At 41.4% G+C, this 15,807-nt stretch carries 19 protein-coding genes and 1 tRNA gene; 1 reads left to right on the forward strand and 19 read right to left on the reverse strand.

The window, feature by feature from the left end; translation table 11 throughout:
- Positions 1–7 precede the first annotated feature (7 nt).
- From ACZ47Z_RS10775 to ACZ47Z_RS10790, 4 genes are all read right to left on the reverse strand, one after another.
- Positions 8–712 carry an HD domain-containing protein gene (locus ACZ47Z_RS10775; RefSeq protein ID WP_054752276.1) on the reverse strand — a complete coding sequence of 235 codons (705 nt, stop codon included), beginning with the start codon at positions 710–712 and terminating at the stop codon, positions 8–10.
- Positions 667–2,040: a PhoH family protein gene (locus tag ACZ47Z_RS10780; RefSeq protein WP_464526055.1), complete on the reverse strand. Its 1,374-nt coding sequence runs from the start codon at positions 2,038–2,040 to the stop codon at positions 667–669. Before ACZ47Z_RS10780 ends, ACZ47Z_RS10775 begins: the two co-directional genes overlap by 46 nt.
- 283 nt (positions 2,041–2,323) lie before the next feature.
- Positions 2,324–3,046, reverse strand: coding sequence for an HAD family hydrolase (locus tag ACZ47Z_RS10785; protein WP_054752274.1), 723 nt, complete (start codon positions 3,044–3,046; stop codon positions 2,324–2,326).
- 327 nt (positions 3,047–3,373) lie between these two features.
- Complete coding sequence (locus ACZ47Z_RS10790) at positions 3,374–4,240, reverse strand: LysR family transcriptional regulator (RefSeq protein WP_054752272.1); 867 nt, start codon at positions 4,238–4,240, stop codon at positions 3,374–3,376.
- A gap of 220 nt (positions 4,241–4,460) precedes the next feature.
- Between ACZ47Z_RS10790 and proB the strand changes: the two genes are divergently transcribed.
- On the forward strand, positions 4,461–5,258 hold the full coding sequence (proB, locus tag ACZ47Z_RS10795; RefSeq protein ID WP_054752269.1) for a glutamate 5-kinase: 798 nt from the start codon (positions 4,461–4,463) through the stop codon (positions 5,256–5,258).
- 93 nt (positions 5,259–5,351) lie between these two features.
- Here proB and ACZ47Z_RS10800 read toward each other — a convergent pair whose 3' ends face one another.
- From ACZ47Z_RS10800 to rpsP, 15 genes are all read right to left on the reverse strand, one after another.
- Positions 5,352–6,401: an aromatic acid exporter family protein gene (locus ACZ47Z_RS10800; RefSeq protein WP_055157250.1), complete on the reverse strand. Its 1,050-nt coding sequence runs from the start codon at positions 6,399–6,401 to the stop codon at positions 5,352–5,354.
- Positions 6,402–6,628: 227 nt separating this feature from the next.
- Positions 6,629–7,372 carry a GntR family transcriptional regulator gene (locus tag ACZ47Z_RS10805; protein ID WP_464525557.1) on the reverse strand — a complete coding sequence of 248 codons (744 nt, stop codon included), beginning with the start codon at positions 7,370–7,372 and terminating at the stop codon, positions 6,629–6,631.
- 303 nt (positions 7,373–7,675) lie between these two features.
- Positions 7,676–7,748 (reverse strand) — tRNA-Thr (locus tag ACZ47Z_RS10810).
- Positions 7,749–7,858: 110 nt separating this feature from the next.
- Positions 7,859–8,833 (reverse strand): mechanosensitive ion channel family protein, encoded by a 975-nt coding sequence (locus tag ACZ47Z_RS10815; RefSeq protein ID WP_464525558.1) that lies wholly within the window; start codon positions 8,831–8,833, stop codon positions 7,859–7,861.
- Between the two features lie 13 nt (positions 8,834–8,846).
- Positions 8,847–9,695 (reverse strand): peptidoglycan editing factor PgeF, encoded by an 849-nt coding sequence (pgeF, locus tag ACZ47Z_RS10820; protein ID WP_464525559.1) that lies wholly within the window; start codon positions 9,693–9,695, stop codon positions 8,847–8,849.
- A gap of 17 nt (positions 9,696–9,712) precedes the next feature.
- Positions 9,713–10,078 (reverse strand): YraN family protein, encoded by a 366-nt coding sequence (locus ACZ47Z_RS10825; RefSeq protein ID WP_015529527.1) that lies wholly within the window; start codon positions 10,076–10,078, stop codon positions 9,713–9,715.
- Positions 10,079–10,169: 91 nt separating this feature from the next.
- A complete protein-coding gene (locus tag ACZ47Z_RS10830) occupies positions 10,170–10,928 on the reverse strand; it encodes a ribonuclease HII (protein ID WP_015529526.1) in 759 nt (252 codons plus the stop codon).
- Positions 10,921–11,457: a signal peptidase I gene (gene lepB, locus ACZ47Z_RS10835; protein WP_020436873.1), complete on the reverse strand. Its 537-nt coding sequence runs from the start codon at positions 11,455–11,457 to the stop codon at positions 10,921–10,923. Before lepB (ACZ47Z_RS10835) ends, ACZ47Z_RS10830 begins: the two co-directional genes overlap by 8 nt.
- A gap of 6 nt (positions 11,458–11,463) precedes the next feature.
- On the reverse strand, positions 11,464–12,312 hold the full coding sequence (gene ylqF / locus ACZ47Z_RS10840) for a ribosome biogenesis GTPase YlqF (protein ID WP_020436872.1): 849 nt from the start codon (positions 12,310–12,312) through the stop codon (positions 11,464–11,466).
- Positions 12,313–12,343: 31 nt separating this feature from the next.
- Positions 12,344–13,003 (reverse strand): signal peptidase I, encoded by a 660-nt coding sequence (lepB, locus tag ACZ47Z_RS10845; protein ID WP_020436871.1) that lies wholly within the window; start codon positions 13,001–13,003, stop codon positions 12,344–12,346.
- A gap of 168 nt (positions 13,004–13,171) precedes the next feature.
- Positions 13,172–13,519 carry a 50S ribosomal protein L19 gene (gene rplS, locus ACZ47Z_RS10850; RefSeq protein WP_020436870.1) on the reverse strand — a complete coding sequence of 116 codons (348 nt, stop codon included), beginning with the start codon at positions 13,517–13,519 and terminating at the stop codon, positions 13,172–13,174.
- A 118-nt stretch (positions 13,520–13,637) separates the two neighbouring features.
- A complete protein-coding gene (trmD, locus tag ACZ47Z_RS10855; RefSeq protein ID WP_054752257.1) occupies positions 13,638–14,498 on the reverse strand; it encodes a tRNA (guanosine(37)-N1)-methyltransferase TrmD in 861 nt (286 codons plus the stop codon).
- The gene (gene rimM, locus ACZ47Z_RS10860; protein ID WP_015529520.1) at positions 14,498–15,007 is read right to left on the reverse strand and encodes a ribosome maturation factor RimM; all 510 of its coding nucleotides are present in this window, start codon (positions 15,005–15,007) and stop codon (positions 14,498–14,500) included. The genes trmD and rimM overlap by 1 nt, the downstream gene beginning before the upstream one ends.
- A 217-nt stretch (positions 15,008–15,224) precedes the next feature.
- Complete coding sequence (locus tag ACZ47Z_RS10865; protein ID WP_020436868.1) at positions 15,225–15,452, reverse strand: KH domain-containing protein; 228 nt, start codon at positions 15,450–15,452, stop codon at positions 15,225–15,227.
- Between the two features lie 79 nt (positions 15,453–15,531).
- Positions 15,532–15,777 carry a 30S ribosomal protein S16 gene (gene rpsP / locus ACZ47Z_RS10870; RefSeq protein WP_015529518.1) on the reverse strand — a complete coding sequence of 82 codons (246 nt, stop codon included), beginning with the start codon at positions 15,775–15,777 and terminating at the stop codon, positions 15,532–15,534.
- Positions 15,778–15,807: the final 30 nt, after the last annotated feature.

Below are 15,807 nucleotides of genomic sequence, written 5' to 3' on the forward strand. Positions count from 1 at the left end.
CCATCCTTTAACACATTTTGTTGCCATTTGCAATTAGCTTAAATTTACAGTCAAGGCGTTCTGCCGCTCTTCTGCACATGATCATACGCTCCAGAAAGATTTCAAAATAATCCATAACGGTGCAGATTTCATCATCTAGCTCCAGTTCCATCTGAATTACTTTCTTCTCTTTTTGAATTGTCAACTTCGTTGACAGGGCTGCATAATTTACCCTGTCATGTATGTCAAATGTTGCCGGAACCGGATTCTGTACACGGTTTCGTCTTACATCTGTCTTATCTGCCAGTATCAGTGCAGCTGATACCGGATCCACAGCATCTCCGGTTGCCTCGTCATGGTGACCGATTGCTGTCATAATTACCAGAACATCTTTCAATGACATCTCTGTATCCTTTAATATCTGATATGCCAGCAGTGCACCGCTGTGTGCATGATCATGCCTGTTAATACTATTTCCGATGTCATGCATATAACCTGCGATTCTTGCAAGTTCAATCTTATGTTTTCCATATCCGAGCTCTGTCAGAATCTTGCCTGCAGTATCTGATACTTTTGCGGCATGTTTTTTGGAATGTTCTGTATATCCAAGCTCTTTTAAAGTAGCATTTCCCTGTTCGATCAACAGATTTATTTCTTCTATCTCCCGAATCTCTTTATATGTTGTTTTCAAAGTCTTTTTACTGCCTCCATTGCAAGTTCTGAACGTTCGCATTCTTCTGCTGTCATCGTCAGTTGCCAGCACAATGGACTTCCTTTCATATGTTCTGCCGCATAACTCAGACCATTGGTTCTCTCATCCAGGAACGGACGGTCTATCTGATTCGGATCTCCTAAAAGAATGATCTTCGTATCCTTTCCTGCTCTTGTGATAATGCCTTTGATCTGATCCGGCGTTGTATTCTGCGCTTCATCAATGATCAGATACGTCTTGACGATCGACCGGCCACGGATAAAATTCAGTGCCTCTGCCTGAATGAAACCTCTGGAATAAATTTCCTCCACTTTATCCCGCAATACCTCTTCGTCTTTATAACGCTCGTCCTCATTCGAATCAAGCAACTGCTCCAGGTTATCAAGGACCGGGCGCATCAACGGAGAAATCTTTTCCTGTTCATCTCCCGGAAGGAATCCGATTCCTTCGTCAAATTGCGCATTCGGTCTACAGACAAGAATCTTTCTGTATTCGCCTGTCGGATGATTCATCAATTTTTCCAGACCTACTGCAAGAGAATAAAATGTCTTGCTTGTTCCGGCCATTCCTTTGACAATAACAAGCGGTGCTTTCTCTGCTGGCTGCATCAAAGCTTCCTGTAAGAAATACTGTCCTGCATTTCTTGGAGAAATTCCATACGGAGAACTCTTTCTAAATTCCAGTTTCCGAAGGATTCCATGCTCCACTCTTCCAAGATGTGTCTTCTTTCTTGCCTGATCTGATTTAATGATCACAAACTGATTTTCCAAAAGATTAGGACAAAATGCTTTCTCATTCTCATCTAATTGATAAACTTCATCCACCGGTATTCCCTTTTTCTTAAAATCCTTAAACAATTCATCCGGTGCATAAACTTCACATCTTCCGGTATACTGTCTGTCATGAGCTATCACCTGCTCGGAAATAAAATCTTCTGCACACAGATCCAACACCTGTGCTTTAATTCGAAGCAGGATATCTTTCGTCACAAGAACAACCTGTTCTTTTCTTGATTTCTTTAATCCAAGGCAAACCTTTAAGATTCTGTTATCTGCGACCTCCAGAGATAAATCTACCGGAAGTTCAACATCTACAAAATTCTTTTCAACCCAACAGATTTCTCCATTCTCAAGGGATACACCCTCCAGAAGATTCCCCTTCTGACGCAGTTCTTCAAGCAGACGGATACATTTTCTTGCATTGGCTCCTGTCTCGCCATCTGCTTTTTTCAAATGATCAAGTTCTTCCAATACAACCATCGGGAGAACGACCAGATTATCCTCAAAACTAAAAAGCGCATTTGGGGACTGAATCAGAACATTGGTATCCATCACATAAATTTTAATCATATAATAATGCCCTCTCTGAGTCTTTGTTGTCATCTTAAATACAAAGCTGACAACATTCTTTTCCATTTTTCTGTTCTATTTTACAAATGCTGCTTTACATTCTGATATGATTTATGTTAAATCCATGTAAAACAAATTTCTCTATTGCGCCTTTCTTACGCTTGTTTTCAGCTTCCTATAAACACAAAACACCTTGAAGAGATTTTTTACTAATACCTCCTCAAGGTGTTTCGCAATATTAAACGATTATCTTTCATTCTTATTTTACATTCTCACCGCGCTCTTACACTTCCGGCAATTCTTTTACAAATTCCAGTAACTCTTCCATCGAGCCCTGATATTCGGAGTCGATCGGAAGGTTTTTCTTATTCTCCATCGTATCTGTGATAAGAAATACAGGAACTCCAAGCGCACGGATCGCAAGATCTTCCTCCACGTCATTTCCAACCATCAGACACTCTGACGGATCAAGCTCAAACTGTTCCAAAATTTGACGGAAATATTCCGGATTTGGCTTACAATATACATGATCTTCATATGTTGTAATAATCTTAAAATCTTCCGGATCCAGTCCCGCCCAGTCGATACGATTCATTGTTGCACATCTTGGAAAGATCGGGTTCGTTGCAAGATAAACTTCAATGCCTTTCTTCTTCGCCTCTTTTATAACCATATCTGAAAGTGGTGTCGGCTGTGTCGTGCACTTGGCCTGATTGAATTCATCCTCATAAAATGCATCTGCGATTGCCTCTGATTCTTCCACAGAAAGCGGCAGGAATTCATCAATATAACTCCAGAATGCCTCTCGATTTGTTCTGGAACCATCATTTTTCACCATCGCCTCATAGCCTTTCCATACTGCACCAATGAATCCTTTTGGATCCATTTCCACGCCTTTCTTCAAATATGCCTTTGCAAGAAGCGGCATATAAAAACGGACAAATTCGTCCTGTACCATCGGTAAAAGTGTTCCGTCTAAGTCAAATAAAATATGTTTAATCGCCATCTTTTTCTCCTTCTTTCAATCTTTGTGCTCTTCTCTGATTGCTGATGACTCTTATAATGTCGGTCATAGAATAAGCCCTTTTTATCATAATAGTAACATTATACTCTCATATATTTCCTTCTATCAAGCAAATTATCATTCAGAACATACCACTTCATAAAAGTTGTTACTGTTCACAGTACCTGTGACCAGCAACGCATCTCGCCATTTAAAATCGCCTTTGGCGATGGGCGAGATGCCATTCAAGATAAAACGTGCATCCTCCGTGCCAATCAGCGTAGTGATTGACACGGGAGTGAACAGTAACTAAAAGTTTCACATTTCTTATTATCTATACTGCAGATACTCCAGGAACCGCTTCACCGCCGGAGTTGCACCTTTTCTGTTACGCATGGCAAGTCCTATATTACGATACGCCGGGATTTCCAGTTCTCGTGTAACAATTCGATACGGAATCCGTTTCAAAATCAGTTCCGGCAAAACACTGATTCCAAGCCCACTCTCAACCATCGCCATGATCGCGTAGTCATCCCATGTTGTGAAATGTACTTTCGGCTTTAAATTACTTCTTTCAAAGATCTCAGAAACTTCTGCCTTAGCACCTTTCTCCAATAGCATAAACGGTTCCTCACAAAGCGCACTGACCGGAATCTTCTGAAGTTCTGTCAGCGGATGTCCTTCCGGAAGCACGACAAGCAGCCTATCCTGCTCCAGGAAAATTGTATCCATCTCATCCCTTACCGGCAATCTTGTGAATCCACAGTCAATTCGCCCTTCCATGATCCATTCTTCAATATCCGTATAATCACCCAAAAGCATCTCGTAATCAATGTTTGGATAATTTTTCTGAAATTCCTTGATAATATTCGGCAGCCAATGTGTTGCTACGCTGGAAAATGTACCGATACGGATCAATCCTGACTTTAACCCTTGAAGCTCATCAACTTCCAATTGAAGTTTCTCGTATTCTCTGCAGACCCGTTCCGCATAAGGAAGTAACTTCATCCCGCTGCTTGTAAGCTTTACTCCTGACTTGCTTCGTTCAAGCAGAACTACCTTCCATTCCTTTTCCAGATCATTGATCATTCGGCTGATCCCGGACTGGGAATAACTCAACTGTTCCGCTGCCTTTGTAAAACTTCCACACTCTACTGTCTTAACAAATGCCATGTATTTCTGAATACTTCCATCCATGAATTTAACACTCCTTTCGCTTTACATTTTCCCATCTGTTTTCGCTACGAAAAATCTCTTCACTTACTTTATATTTAATTTTGTCATGTAATCCATGAGAAACATTCGCTTTTGTAATTGATAACTGTATGATACTATAAAACAGTCGAGGAGACAAGGCTGGTTGTTAACTGACATCCGGAAATTATTTTAAAAGATATTCAGCAAGGAGTTATGTATTATGGGACTTTATAATAATCGAATCGTAGTAAAAGTTGGAACATCTACACTTACCAATGACGCCGGAAAGAGCGATCTTCGTACAACAGACCGTCTTGCCTGTGTACTTTCTGATATCCAGAACATGGGATATGAAGTTGTACTCGTTTCCTCCGGAGCGATCGCAGTCGGAAGAAATAAACTGAACATGACTGCTAAACCAGACAGTATGCGTATGAAACAGGCTGCTGCTGCAGTTGGACAGTGTAGTCTGATGTATCTGTATGACAAGTTCTTCGGTGACTATGACAAGACAGTTGCCCAGATCCTGCTCAATGCAGATGATATTGAAGAAGAAGAAAAAAAGGAAAATCTGATCAATACATTCAATGCGCTTCTCGAGATGGGTGTAATCCCGATTGTAAACGAAAATGACTCCGTAAGCTATAAAGAAATCGAATCCGAGGATCGTCTCTTCGGTGATAACGACATGCTCTCAGCTGTCGTTGCAGTACTCTGCCGCGCAAAGCATCTGGTCATTTTCTCCGACATTGATGGATTTTATGATCACGATCCAAGATTGTATCCAAATGCACAGCTAATCGATCAGATTGATACAATTGATGACAGCGTCTATGCTTTAGCCGGTGGCGCAGGTTCCCGACGTGGAACAGGCGGAATGCGTACAAAACTTCAGGCCGCATCCCTTGCCACTTCCCAGGGAACAAACACAATTGTTACAAACGGAAAGCATCCGGAAGTCCTTTATGATATTGTAAAAGGCGGAAGAGCCGGCACATTATTCCCGGGAAAAATCTGATTCTTTCAGTAACATATTATAATTAATAAAAACGGATTAAAATCAGAAAATGCTTTGTTTTTGTTTCTTCTGACTTTAATCCGTTTCTTTTCATCATTTCTGCAACTCGTTTGCGCTATCTTTTTGCTCCATCTCCTGTTTCCAGTAGATACGAAGCTTCTTCTCATCCAATCCATTCACAAATCGCTTCTTATATACAAGAAATTCCTCCAGATCCATCAAAATATGATACAGAAGTGCTCGTCCTTCGAACTCTTCGCGCGTCTTTGGAAGTTCTTCTTGCTTCATTTGCTCCGAAATCTCTTCCAACTTCTCAATCTGCTGATCTGGAATATTCATCTCAACAACATAATCTGCCATATACATGATATAATCTGCGATCACAAGTGCCTGCTTCGGCATCTTACGGATCTTCTTGATCTCATAATGCAGGTTATGAAGTACCTGCAGCTGCGCCAGACGCATTTCAAAGTAATCTATATAGTATCCCGGATGCGAATGAAATGTATTATCCTGGTAATCATACGCTGCCTTGATAAATTCATGCATTCTCCCCTCAAAGGCGATGATCTGATCCCAGACATTAATCTCCATATCTTTATTATGAAGATACGCTGCAAGTTCACACAAAAGAATCTGTAGCTGATTCTCTGTCTCCCTCATATAACGAATCAGATCCTGTCTCTGTCCTTCATAATCATAGAACAAATTCAGTACAATCGCGATTGTGATTCCAATCATTACTAAAAACAGCTCATTGCGAATAAACTCCGGACTAAAATCTCTTGTCATAAGAAAATGTGTGCCGATAACGGCATTTACCGAAATTGTTGCCGACCATCCAAGACTATGACTGACCGCAACGATCAGAAATACATAGATTCCATACGCAAGCCAGGAACTCGTCATATGTCCAAATGTCAACGCCGCCAGAACTACCGCCAAAACAAATGTCGCCATACGATAAAAAGATAATTTCACCGTCTCCCATTTTGTTGTTACCAACGTAAGCAGTGTGATACTTCCGGCAGATGCCTCATACTCCAATCCCAGTATATGCGCTAGATAAATTGCTACACTGCTGCCCACCGCAATCTTAATTGCCTGCAGCAGGACTCTTTTTACTTGTCGTGCTTTTTCCATCGTCCTCCCTTTCCAATTTTCTAACCCATCATCTGATTTATATTTTATCATCATATTTGCGATATAATCCAGTGTTTTTTTAACACATCTTGTACGAAATGACGAACATGAGGTGCCTTTGCTACCATAGCAATTGCTCACTAACAAATCTAGATAAAACTTTGTTTATAGAAAAAGGGGTGATTACAACCTACATACGTATGTAATCACCCCTATAACAATTCAACCTATTTTTCTGTTTTTTCTGTTTCTTCTGCCTTCTTCTCCCATCTTTCTACAAAAGCATCAGCATAAGAAAGATAGTATTCTCGAAGTCCCATTCGGATCTTCTGCTCACTATTCTCTGCAATACCTTCTGTGATACGGCGAAGCTGCTCTAACTTCTGCTGCTTATCTCCCATTTTCTCAATTGCATAAGCTACATAACCATCCATCGTCTTCCCCTGAAGCTGTGACAGATATGGATTCTCAAACAAACTGATGAGTCTCTCCTGATAAACCATCTCCCACTCTGCCTTCTTCTCTGGTCTCAACGCATTCTCCATGCCGGAAAGTATCTGGAAAAGCTGCTCGCTTGGAGTTTTCTCAATCTCTTGCTCAAGGAAAAGCTTGCTCTGTCCATCTTCTTCGAATTCTGTCTGACTCGTTTGTTCCACATTTTTCCTTCGAAGCATCTGCTCTTTCTTTGCAACTAAGATCGTATTCTCTGCTGCCATCGCTGCAATCACATGAAATACATCATGAATCTGCTGTGCGCTCAAAACTACTGCCTGGATATGGCGGTTTGGAAGACGTACCGCAAATCCCTCCTGAACAAGATTCTGTAATGCCTCACGGATCGGCATTCTTGAAACACCAAGACGCTCTGCAAGTGCTTCCTGTGCCAGCTCTTCTCCCGGTTTCATAACTCCTGAAAGAATCTCCTCTTTAATTAACTGCACAATGTAATCTTTTGTCTGTACTGATGCCATATTTTCACCCTCTGTATTTTTTCTATTTCTCTGCTTCTGTCTAATCTTGTTTTAAAAGAATTAATTTTATTTCTTTTTACTTTATTAGAGAAAATTTTTCATCTTTTTTTATAAACTCGTAACAATATTGTATCCATTTTCATTTCCTTCGTCAAGATGCTTTTTCGTATCCGTTCTAAGTTCGTTATAAGTGCGCATCCTGAGCGGAGCGTTTTTTATATATTAGGAAAGAACTTTCCTAATATATAAAAAACCGCTGCTGATTCCAGATACAACTGAAATCAACAACGGTCTTTACTCTTCAGCCGAAAATCGGACTCGAACCGACGACCCCTTCATTACGAGTGAAGTGCTCTACCAACTGAGCTATTTCGGCATATGGTCGTCAATTCTGACGACCTTTGTTATTATATCGCGTTTGGATATAAATTTCAACCTCTTTTTTAATCAACTTCTATAGACTTTTATCATTCTAATAAATAATAACTAATGATTTGCCATATGAACTGTCAACTGATTATATGGGATGTCAATGCCTTCCTCATCAAAAGACATTTTAATCTCCTCAAGGATTCTCCAGCGCGTTGCCCAGTAAGCTTCTGTCTTCACCCAGGCTCTAAGTCCGATCACAACACTGCTGTCTGCAAGTTCTGATATGAACACTTTAATCTCTTCATCCTGAATAACATCTTCATCCTTCAGTAGAAGATTCTCTACGATCTCTTTTGCTTTCTTCAGATCAGATTCATAAGAAATTCCTACTTTAAGATCCAGCTGACGTTCCGGTCTTGCTGTTACATTTGTCAGACTATTACTTGTCAGAATACTGTTTGGCACAACGATCGTCTTATTATCGATTGTTGTCATCTTTGTATAGAAGATCTGAATTACCTTTACAGTTCCTTCGATTCCCTCTGAATTCACAATAATATAATCTCCAACTGCAAATGGTCTGAGAAGAAGAATCAAGATACCTCCTGCAAAGTTCGACAGACTCCCTTGTAATGCCAGACCGATTGCCACACCGGCGGAAGCGATGATCGCTGCTACAGAAGAAGATTCCACGCCAAATTTTGTTGCGATCATAAAGATCAGAAGTGCGTATAACCCAAATTTCAACATAGAATCAACAAACTGACGAACTCCAACATCCGCATTGGATCTCTCCATTGATTTGCCTACCACTTTACGTATAACAGATATCACCTTAGATCCGATCAGGTAAAATACTATCGCGAAAATCACCTTCAACCCAAAGGCAATCAGATTCGGAATATTATCATTAAAATATTGTACAAAGCGATTCACTTCATCTGCTGTACTTGCTGTTACTTCCTGTGCAGAATCAAGCACATCATTGACGGAACTGTTATTCGTCTGCGTTGCTGTTTGGGCCAATGCAAAAGCTGTCCCCTTTGTCAGTAATGCTGTTCCAAGTTCTTTCACTGTTGTCAGATACATACTTTTAACCTCCTTATTTTAATGCAAGAAATGCACACAGATTTCCCCTGTTGTTCCCCATCGTCCGGTGAGAATATAGGATCTTACTATTGCAATGTGTACAAACATTTGTGATTGCCATATGCTCCGGCAGAATTCCACTTTCCAGGAAGATCAGCTCATTTGCCTTCCATAAATTCAACTGATATTTTCCGTTCTCTTTCTTATAGAAAAGATCCTCCCAGTATTTCTTTTCAAAAGCTTCCTTAAACTGCTCAATTACATCCTCACTGACCTCATAGCAATCCATACATACCGATGGTCCTACTGCTGCAAGCAGATCTTCCGGTTTGGATCCAAAATTCTCCTGCATCAGCTGAACAGTATTTTTTCCAATCTTTCCAACAGTTCCTCTCCAGCCGGAATGACTCAGCCCGATTGCCTTTTTCACCGGATCCACAAAGTAAAGTGGTACACAATCTGCATAGGAAGTCACAAGACAGATTCCCGGAACATTTGTGATCATCCCATCCACATCTGTATAATTGCGTTCCCGCATAACACCTTTTCCCTTATCTTCCTCTGTAACCACACGGACATTCGTTGTATGTGTCTGCTTTGACAGAACCATATCTTCGACATTAACACCCATTGATGCTCCGATTCTTTTAAAATTCTCTAATACCCTTGCCGGGTCATCTCCACGATCAAAGCTTAGATTCAGAGAAAAATAATAGCCCTCACTGACTCCTCCAAGTCGTGTAGAAAAAGCACTCGTTACAATGCCCGTCTCCTGAAACAATGGATATTCCAGATAAGGAGTTTTCTTTTCTACTTCATCAAAAATATGTGCCGCGTTCTTATAAATCAATCCTAAACTCATATTCTGTCCTTTCTTCTCTATCCGCAAAATGCATTCTTCACCAGCTGGATCCTTGTCCCTTCAATACCGATCACATCAAATCTACATGGGACATCACTAATATGATATTCCGTCAGATAATACATTGCTGCCTGAAATATCTTTCTCTGCTTTCTTGCATCTACAGCTTCCAGCGGACTCCCCTTGCCAGGACCAGTTCTGTACTTCACTTCACAGAATACCAGATTCTCCCCCTCTTTTGCAACAATATCAATCTCTCCTATGCGACAGCGATAATTGTACTGTAGTATCTGATAGCCATGCTGTTCCAGATAAAAACCTGCTGCCTGCTCATAGTTTCCACCTGTCTTGCGGTTATTCTTTTCTTTTTTCGGATCCTTCATCTACCTGATTCCCCTCTTCTAATCCGTCGAACTTTCGGATTTAAGAAGAGCTGCCATTGGCAGCTCTTTCTTTTATACAACCCTGATATCATTAAATAAACTTCTTGATAAATGTCTTTCTATGTATCGGTGTCGGTCCATATTTCTTGATTGCCTCAATATGTTCTTTGGATCCATATCCTTTATGGCCTGCAAATCCATACTCTGGCATCACTTTATCATATTCTACCATCAGCCGATCCCTTGTCACTTTTGCAAGAATACTTGCCGCTGCAATAGACACACTCTTCGCATCTCCTTTAATAATCGGAACCTGCGGAATGATCATCTCCGGAATCGTCACAGCATCATTCAAAAGAATCCCTGGTTCTACTGCCAGCTTTGAAATTGCTTCACGCATTGCCTCATAAGTTGCCTGTAGAATATTAATTTCATCGATTCTCGCCGGACTTGCCATACCTACTGCCGCTGCAACCGCTTTCTCCATAATCTCATCATACAACTCTTCTCTCTTTGCAGCAGACAGTTTTTTTGAATCATTCAGATAGAGAATCTCACAATCCTTTGGGAGAATCACTGCACCGGCTACTACCGGTCCTGCCAGAGGACCTCTTCCTGCCTCGTCAATTCCACAGATAAAACTATAATCCGCATATTTTCTCTCGAATGTTTTCATTACCTCGAGGCGTTCTCTCTCCTGAACAAGTGCCTGCTGCTTCTTCCGATATCTTGCTGTCAGATTTTTTACACCTGTTCTGGAATCCGTCTCGTATTCCTGACAAAGTGCTTCCCACTGTTGTTCTCCTGCCTGTTCAAATTCTATCTTGATCTCACTAATACTTTTACTCATGATGTATCACCCCAATTTGACTCAATGGCCACACGCGAATCCATGCCCTTCCGATCAGATCTTTTCTATGGATTAAACCAACATCGGATGCTCTGCTGTCGCTGCTGTTATTCCGATTATCTCCAAGTACAAAATATTCATCCTCACCCAGTGTTAATGGTTCTTCTGCAATGCCCGGATTCTCCATTACTTCATTCCCATAATGTTCATCCAGACGCATCCCATCAATATAAACCATTCCGGATAAAATCTGTACTGTCTCTCCCGGCAGCCCGATGATCCGCTTAATATAATAGGTATTGTCCTGGTATTGATATGGAAATACTACGATGTCATATCGTTTCGGATCTCTGAAGCGGTAAGTCATTTTATCAACAATCAGCTGATCCTTATCTGACAGTGTAGTTTCCATAGAAGAACCACTGACTTCTGTTCTCTGCCCCACAAAGGTAACCACGGTCCAGGTAAGAGCAATGATCAGTACAATATACAGAAGCCATCCAGCCAGTTCTTTTATAATTTCTTTCATACCGTATTAGTTCTCCTCTGGAAGCTCCAGTGTAAGCCTTCCAAGGCGGCCATTACGAAAATCATCCAAAAGAATTGCCGCTGCTTTTTCCACATCTAATTCGCTTCCTCTGACCAGACAGTGTCTGCTTTCTGCAATTCTTCTTAACACTTCATAATTATCTTCTGAAGATTCTATCGTGTACTTCTCTTCAAGAACTCCCGGATATGACTGATTTAAAAATTTCACAAGCTCACTTGCCAGTTCTTCTGTCTGAAGAATCTCGTCTTTAATCGAACCGATAAACGCAAGACGCAAACCTACTGTCTGGTCTTCAAACTTCGGCCAGAGAATTCCCGGTGTATCCAAAAGTTCTACATTCTTATTCAGACGGATCCACTGTTTTCCCTTTGTCACTCCAGGCTTATTTCCTGTTTTTGCACAGGCTTTTCCTGCCAGCGCATTGATAAAGGTAGATTTTCCTACGTTCGGAATTCCTACCACCATGGCACGTACCGGACGGTTCAGGATTCCACGCTTTCTGTCACGTTCCATCTTCTCCTTACATGCTTCCTGGATCACAGACTGGATCGACTTGATTCCGCCGCCTTTCTTAGAATTCACTTTCACGACAGAATATCCCTGCTTCTTGAAATATTCCATCCACTCATCATTTCTTCTGTCTTCCGCAAGATCTGCCTTATTCAAAAGAATCAGTCTCGCCTTATTCTTTCCAAGCTCATCAATGTCCGGATTACGACTGCTGAGCGGCACTCTTGCGTCAACCAACTCAATAATCAGATCGATCAGCTTAATATTCTCCTGCATCATTCTTCTGGCCTTTGTCATATGGCCAGGATACCACTGAAAATGCATTGCATTCCTCCTGTTATTTTTTCATTCTATTTTATCTTTTTACAAATCCGAAATGTTCCCCGGAGCTTACATTGAACCAGACCTTTCCATAGATCTCATCTGCCTTTACCACTCCGACCGTCTCAGATCTGCTGTCTTCGCCTGACTCCTCGTTATCTCCGAGCACAAAGTACTCGTCTTTGCCAAGCTTTATCTCATCAGAAGCTATCCCCGCATCTTTTATCTCTGATACATGAATATGTTTCTTCTGCTCTTTCCCATTAATATAAACAGTTCCATCCTTGATCTGGATAGTCTCTCCCGGAAGACCGACAATCCTTCTAATTAAAAGATGAACTTCGCGGTTTCCGTCTGGTCGAAATGCCACCACAGTTCCTCTGGAAGGTGTCTTCATATCCACGATCAGACGATCTACAAGAACAACCTCTCCATTTTCAATTGTCGGACTCATGGCATCTCCTGCATTGCTTACACGATGCCCGAAAAATGCAATCAAAAGTACTGCCACCAGACAAACACATAGTATCTCTCCTGCAAGAATCAAAGAATTCTTTGTTATATGATAATTCTTCTTTTCAAACTTTAATTTCTTACTTCGGTTTGTAAATTTCAGATGGTTTTTCTTCTTCATCTGCGGCTTCTTCTTTTTCTTTCTTCTGTTATTCTTTCGAAAACTCAGATTCTGCCCCATAGGTTCCTTATTTTCCTTCCCAACTATGAGAAACACGCTCCGCGAGTTTCTCAAATTATCGCGGCAGTCACCAAGGTCTCGTGCAAGCACGGACTTTGGCTCGTTGCTCGCGTAAGCTATAAGAAAAGGGACAATATACAAGTTCTGTAATTGTCCCTCTCATAGTTACTATTTTACTAATTCTTTTACCTTAGCAGCTTTACCAACACGCTGTCTTAAGTAGTTCAGTTTCGCTCTTCTTACTTTACCTCTGCGAACAACTTCTACTCTCTCAACATGTGGAGAATGTACCGGCCATGTCTTCTCAACACCGATTCCGTTAGATGTCTTTCTTACTGTGAAAGTCTCTCTTGCTCCGCCACCCTGTCTTTTCAGGACTGTTCCTTCGAAAACCTGGATTCTTTCGCGGTTACCCTCTTTGATCTTGGCATATACTTTTACTGTATCACCAACATGAAATTCAGGTGCGTTCTCCTTTAACTGTTCTGCTTCGATTTTTCTAATGATTTCGTTCATTTTGTGTGACCTCCTTAATATTTGACGTTCTTAACACTTCACTTTTGTGCCAGAGGACCATCGCGCTTCTTTTCACAACTTTTGTAGTTTACCATATTTCCGGGCTTTTTTCAAGTCCCTATTTCATTTTTTCTGCTTCTTTGCGTTCCCGTTTCACCTGGCGGATCCATTTCTTCTCTTTATCCGTCAGATTACTCTCCTTGAGAAGATCCGGGCGCCGCTCCATTGTACGAAGGATTGACTGCTCTCTTCTCCATTTTTCAATATTCGCATGATGTCCGGACAGAAGGATGGGCGGAACTTTCTTCCCTCTCCACTCTTCCGGTCTGGAATACTGCGGATACTCCAGAAGATTATCCTGAAATGACTCAAATTCTGCTGAGACATCATTGTGAAGCACTCCCGGAACCAGTCTTGAGATCGTATCTATCATGACCATTGCCGGAAGCTCGCCTCCGGTCAGTACATAATCTCCGATGGAAACATAATCTGTCACGATTTCTTCCAGAACGCGTTCGTCGATTCCTTCATAATGACCGCAAAGCAACACAAGGTCTTCCTCCTGAGCCATCTCCTCTGCCATCTTCTGGTTAAATACATCTCCCTGTGGAGAGAGATAGACTACACGCAGTGGACGCTTCTTCGAATTTTCATCCTGCAAATCAATGTTGCGCACTTCAGAACAATCCGCTGGTTCCGTTGACGTGACTTCTTCCGACTTGATGTTCTCCTGCTTTCTCTTGTCGATCTGCTCTTTCACAGCCTCATAAGCCAGATACACCGGTTCTGCCTGCATCAACATGCCTGCACCGCCGCCATATGGATAATCATCCACACTGTTATGCTTATTAAATGCATAATCACGGATATTTACTGCATTGATCGAAAGAAGTCCATTGTTGATCGCACGGCCTGTAATACTTGTATTCACACCTTGCTCGATCATCTCCGGAAATAAAGTCAATACATGGAAATTCATTACAGTAATCCCTCCATCAGATGCACTTTCATCTTCTTCGCTTCTACATCAATATCCAAAATACACTCGTGAATTGCAGGAAGCAGCACTTCTCCGTGATTCTCAGAAGTAATGATATACACTTCGTTTGCTCCTGTCTCCATCACGTCTTTGAGTACTCCAAAGCGTTCCTCACTGTCATCTGTATAGACCTCCATACCGATCAGATCACCGATATAATACTCGTCCTCTTCCAGTTCGACAGCATTTTCTCTTGTTACAAAGAGACTTTTTCCTTTATATTTCTCAATATCATTGATATTATCAATGCCCTTGAATTTCACAATTACAAATTGCTTGAAAAAACGAACAGACTGAATCTCAAGATCCAACTTTTCCCTTCCTGTATCAAGGACAACATTTTTCAATGTCTGAAAACGCGCAGCATCATCCGTTGTCGGGAATACCTTAACTTCACCACGCAGACCATGTGTGGAAGAAATCACTCCCACCTGAAGAAATTGTTCCATTCCTGATTCCTTTCTTATGAAACTATGAGAAACACACTTCGCGAGTTTCTCAAGTTATCGCGGCAGTCGCCAAGGTCTCGTGCAAGCACGGACTTGGGCTCGTTGCTCGCGTAAAAAGAAAGGGGCAGTCTCTTCTTTATGAAGGCTGTCCCTTTTTTAAGCCCTGCTTTACCAAGCAATGACTCTGTTACTTTTTTCTTTCGTCCTGATACTGTTCTTAAACAATATCGACAACGACTTTCTTGTCTTCCTTTGTTGCTGCTGCCTTAACAACAGAACGGATTGCTTTTGCAATACGACCCTGCTTACCGATCACTTTACCCATGTCGCCATCTGCTACATGAAGTTCCAGTACAGTAGTTCTGCCTTCCTTTTTCTCAGTAACTGAGACTTCATCCGGCTGATCTACCAGTGCCTTTGCAATAACTTCAACTAATTCTTTCATGATACTCGCCCTCCGCGGAGACATCGTTATTTATCTGCAGCTGATCACTCAGCTACAGACATTACTCATACAGATTCGATTATTTCTCGATTCCTGCTGCTTTGAAGATCTTTCCAACAACTTCTGTTGGCTGAGCACCATTGTTGAGCCATTTCTTAGCTGCTTCCTCGTCTACTTTGATTGCGCTTGGCTCAAGGTTCGGATCGTATGTTCCGATTTCCTCGATGAATCTTCCGTCTCTTGGAGATCTAGAATCTGCTACTACGATTCTGTAAAAAGGAGCCTTCTTCTGTCCCATTCTCTTTAATCTGATCTTTACTGCCATTTTTTTCACCTCATAATTTTTCTTAATTTT

The sequence above is a fragment of the Mediterraneibacter faecis genome, from assembly GCF_055383675.1.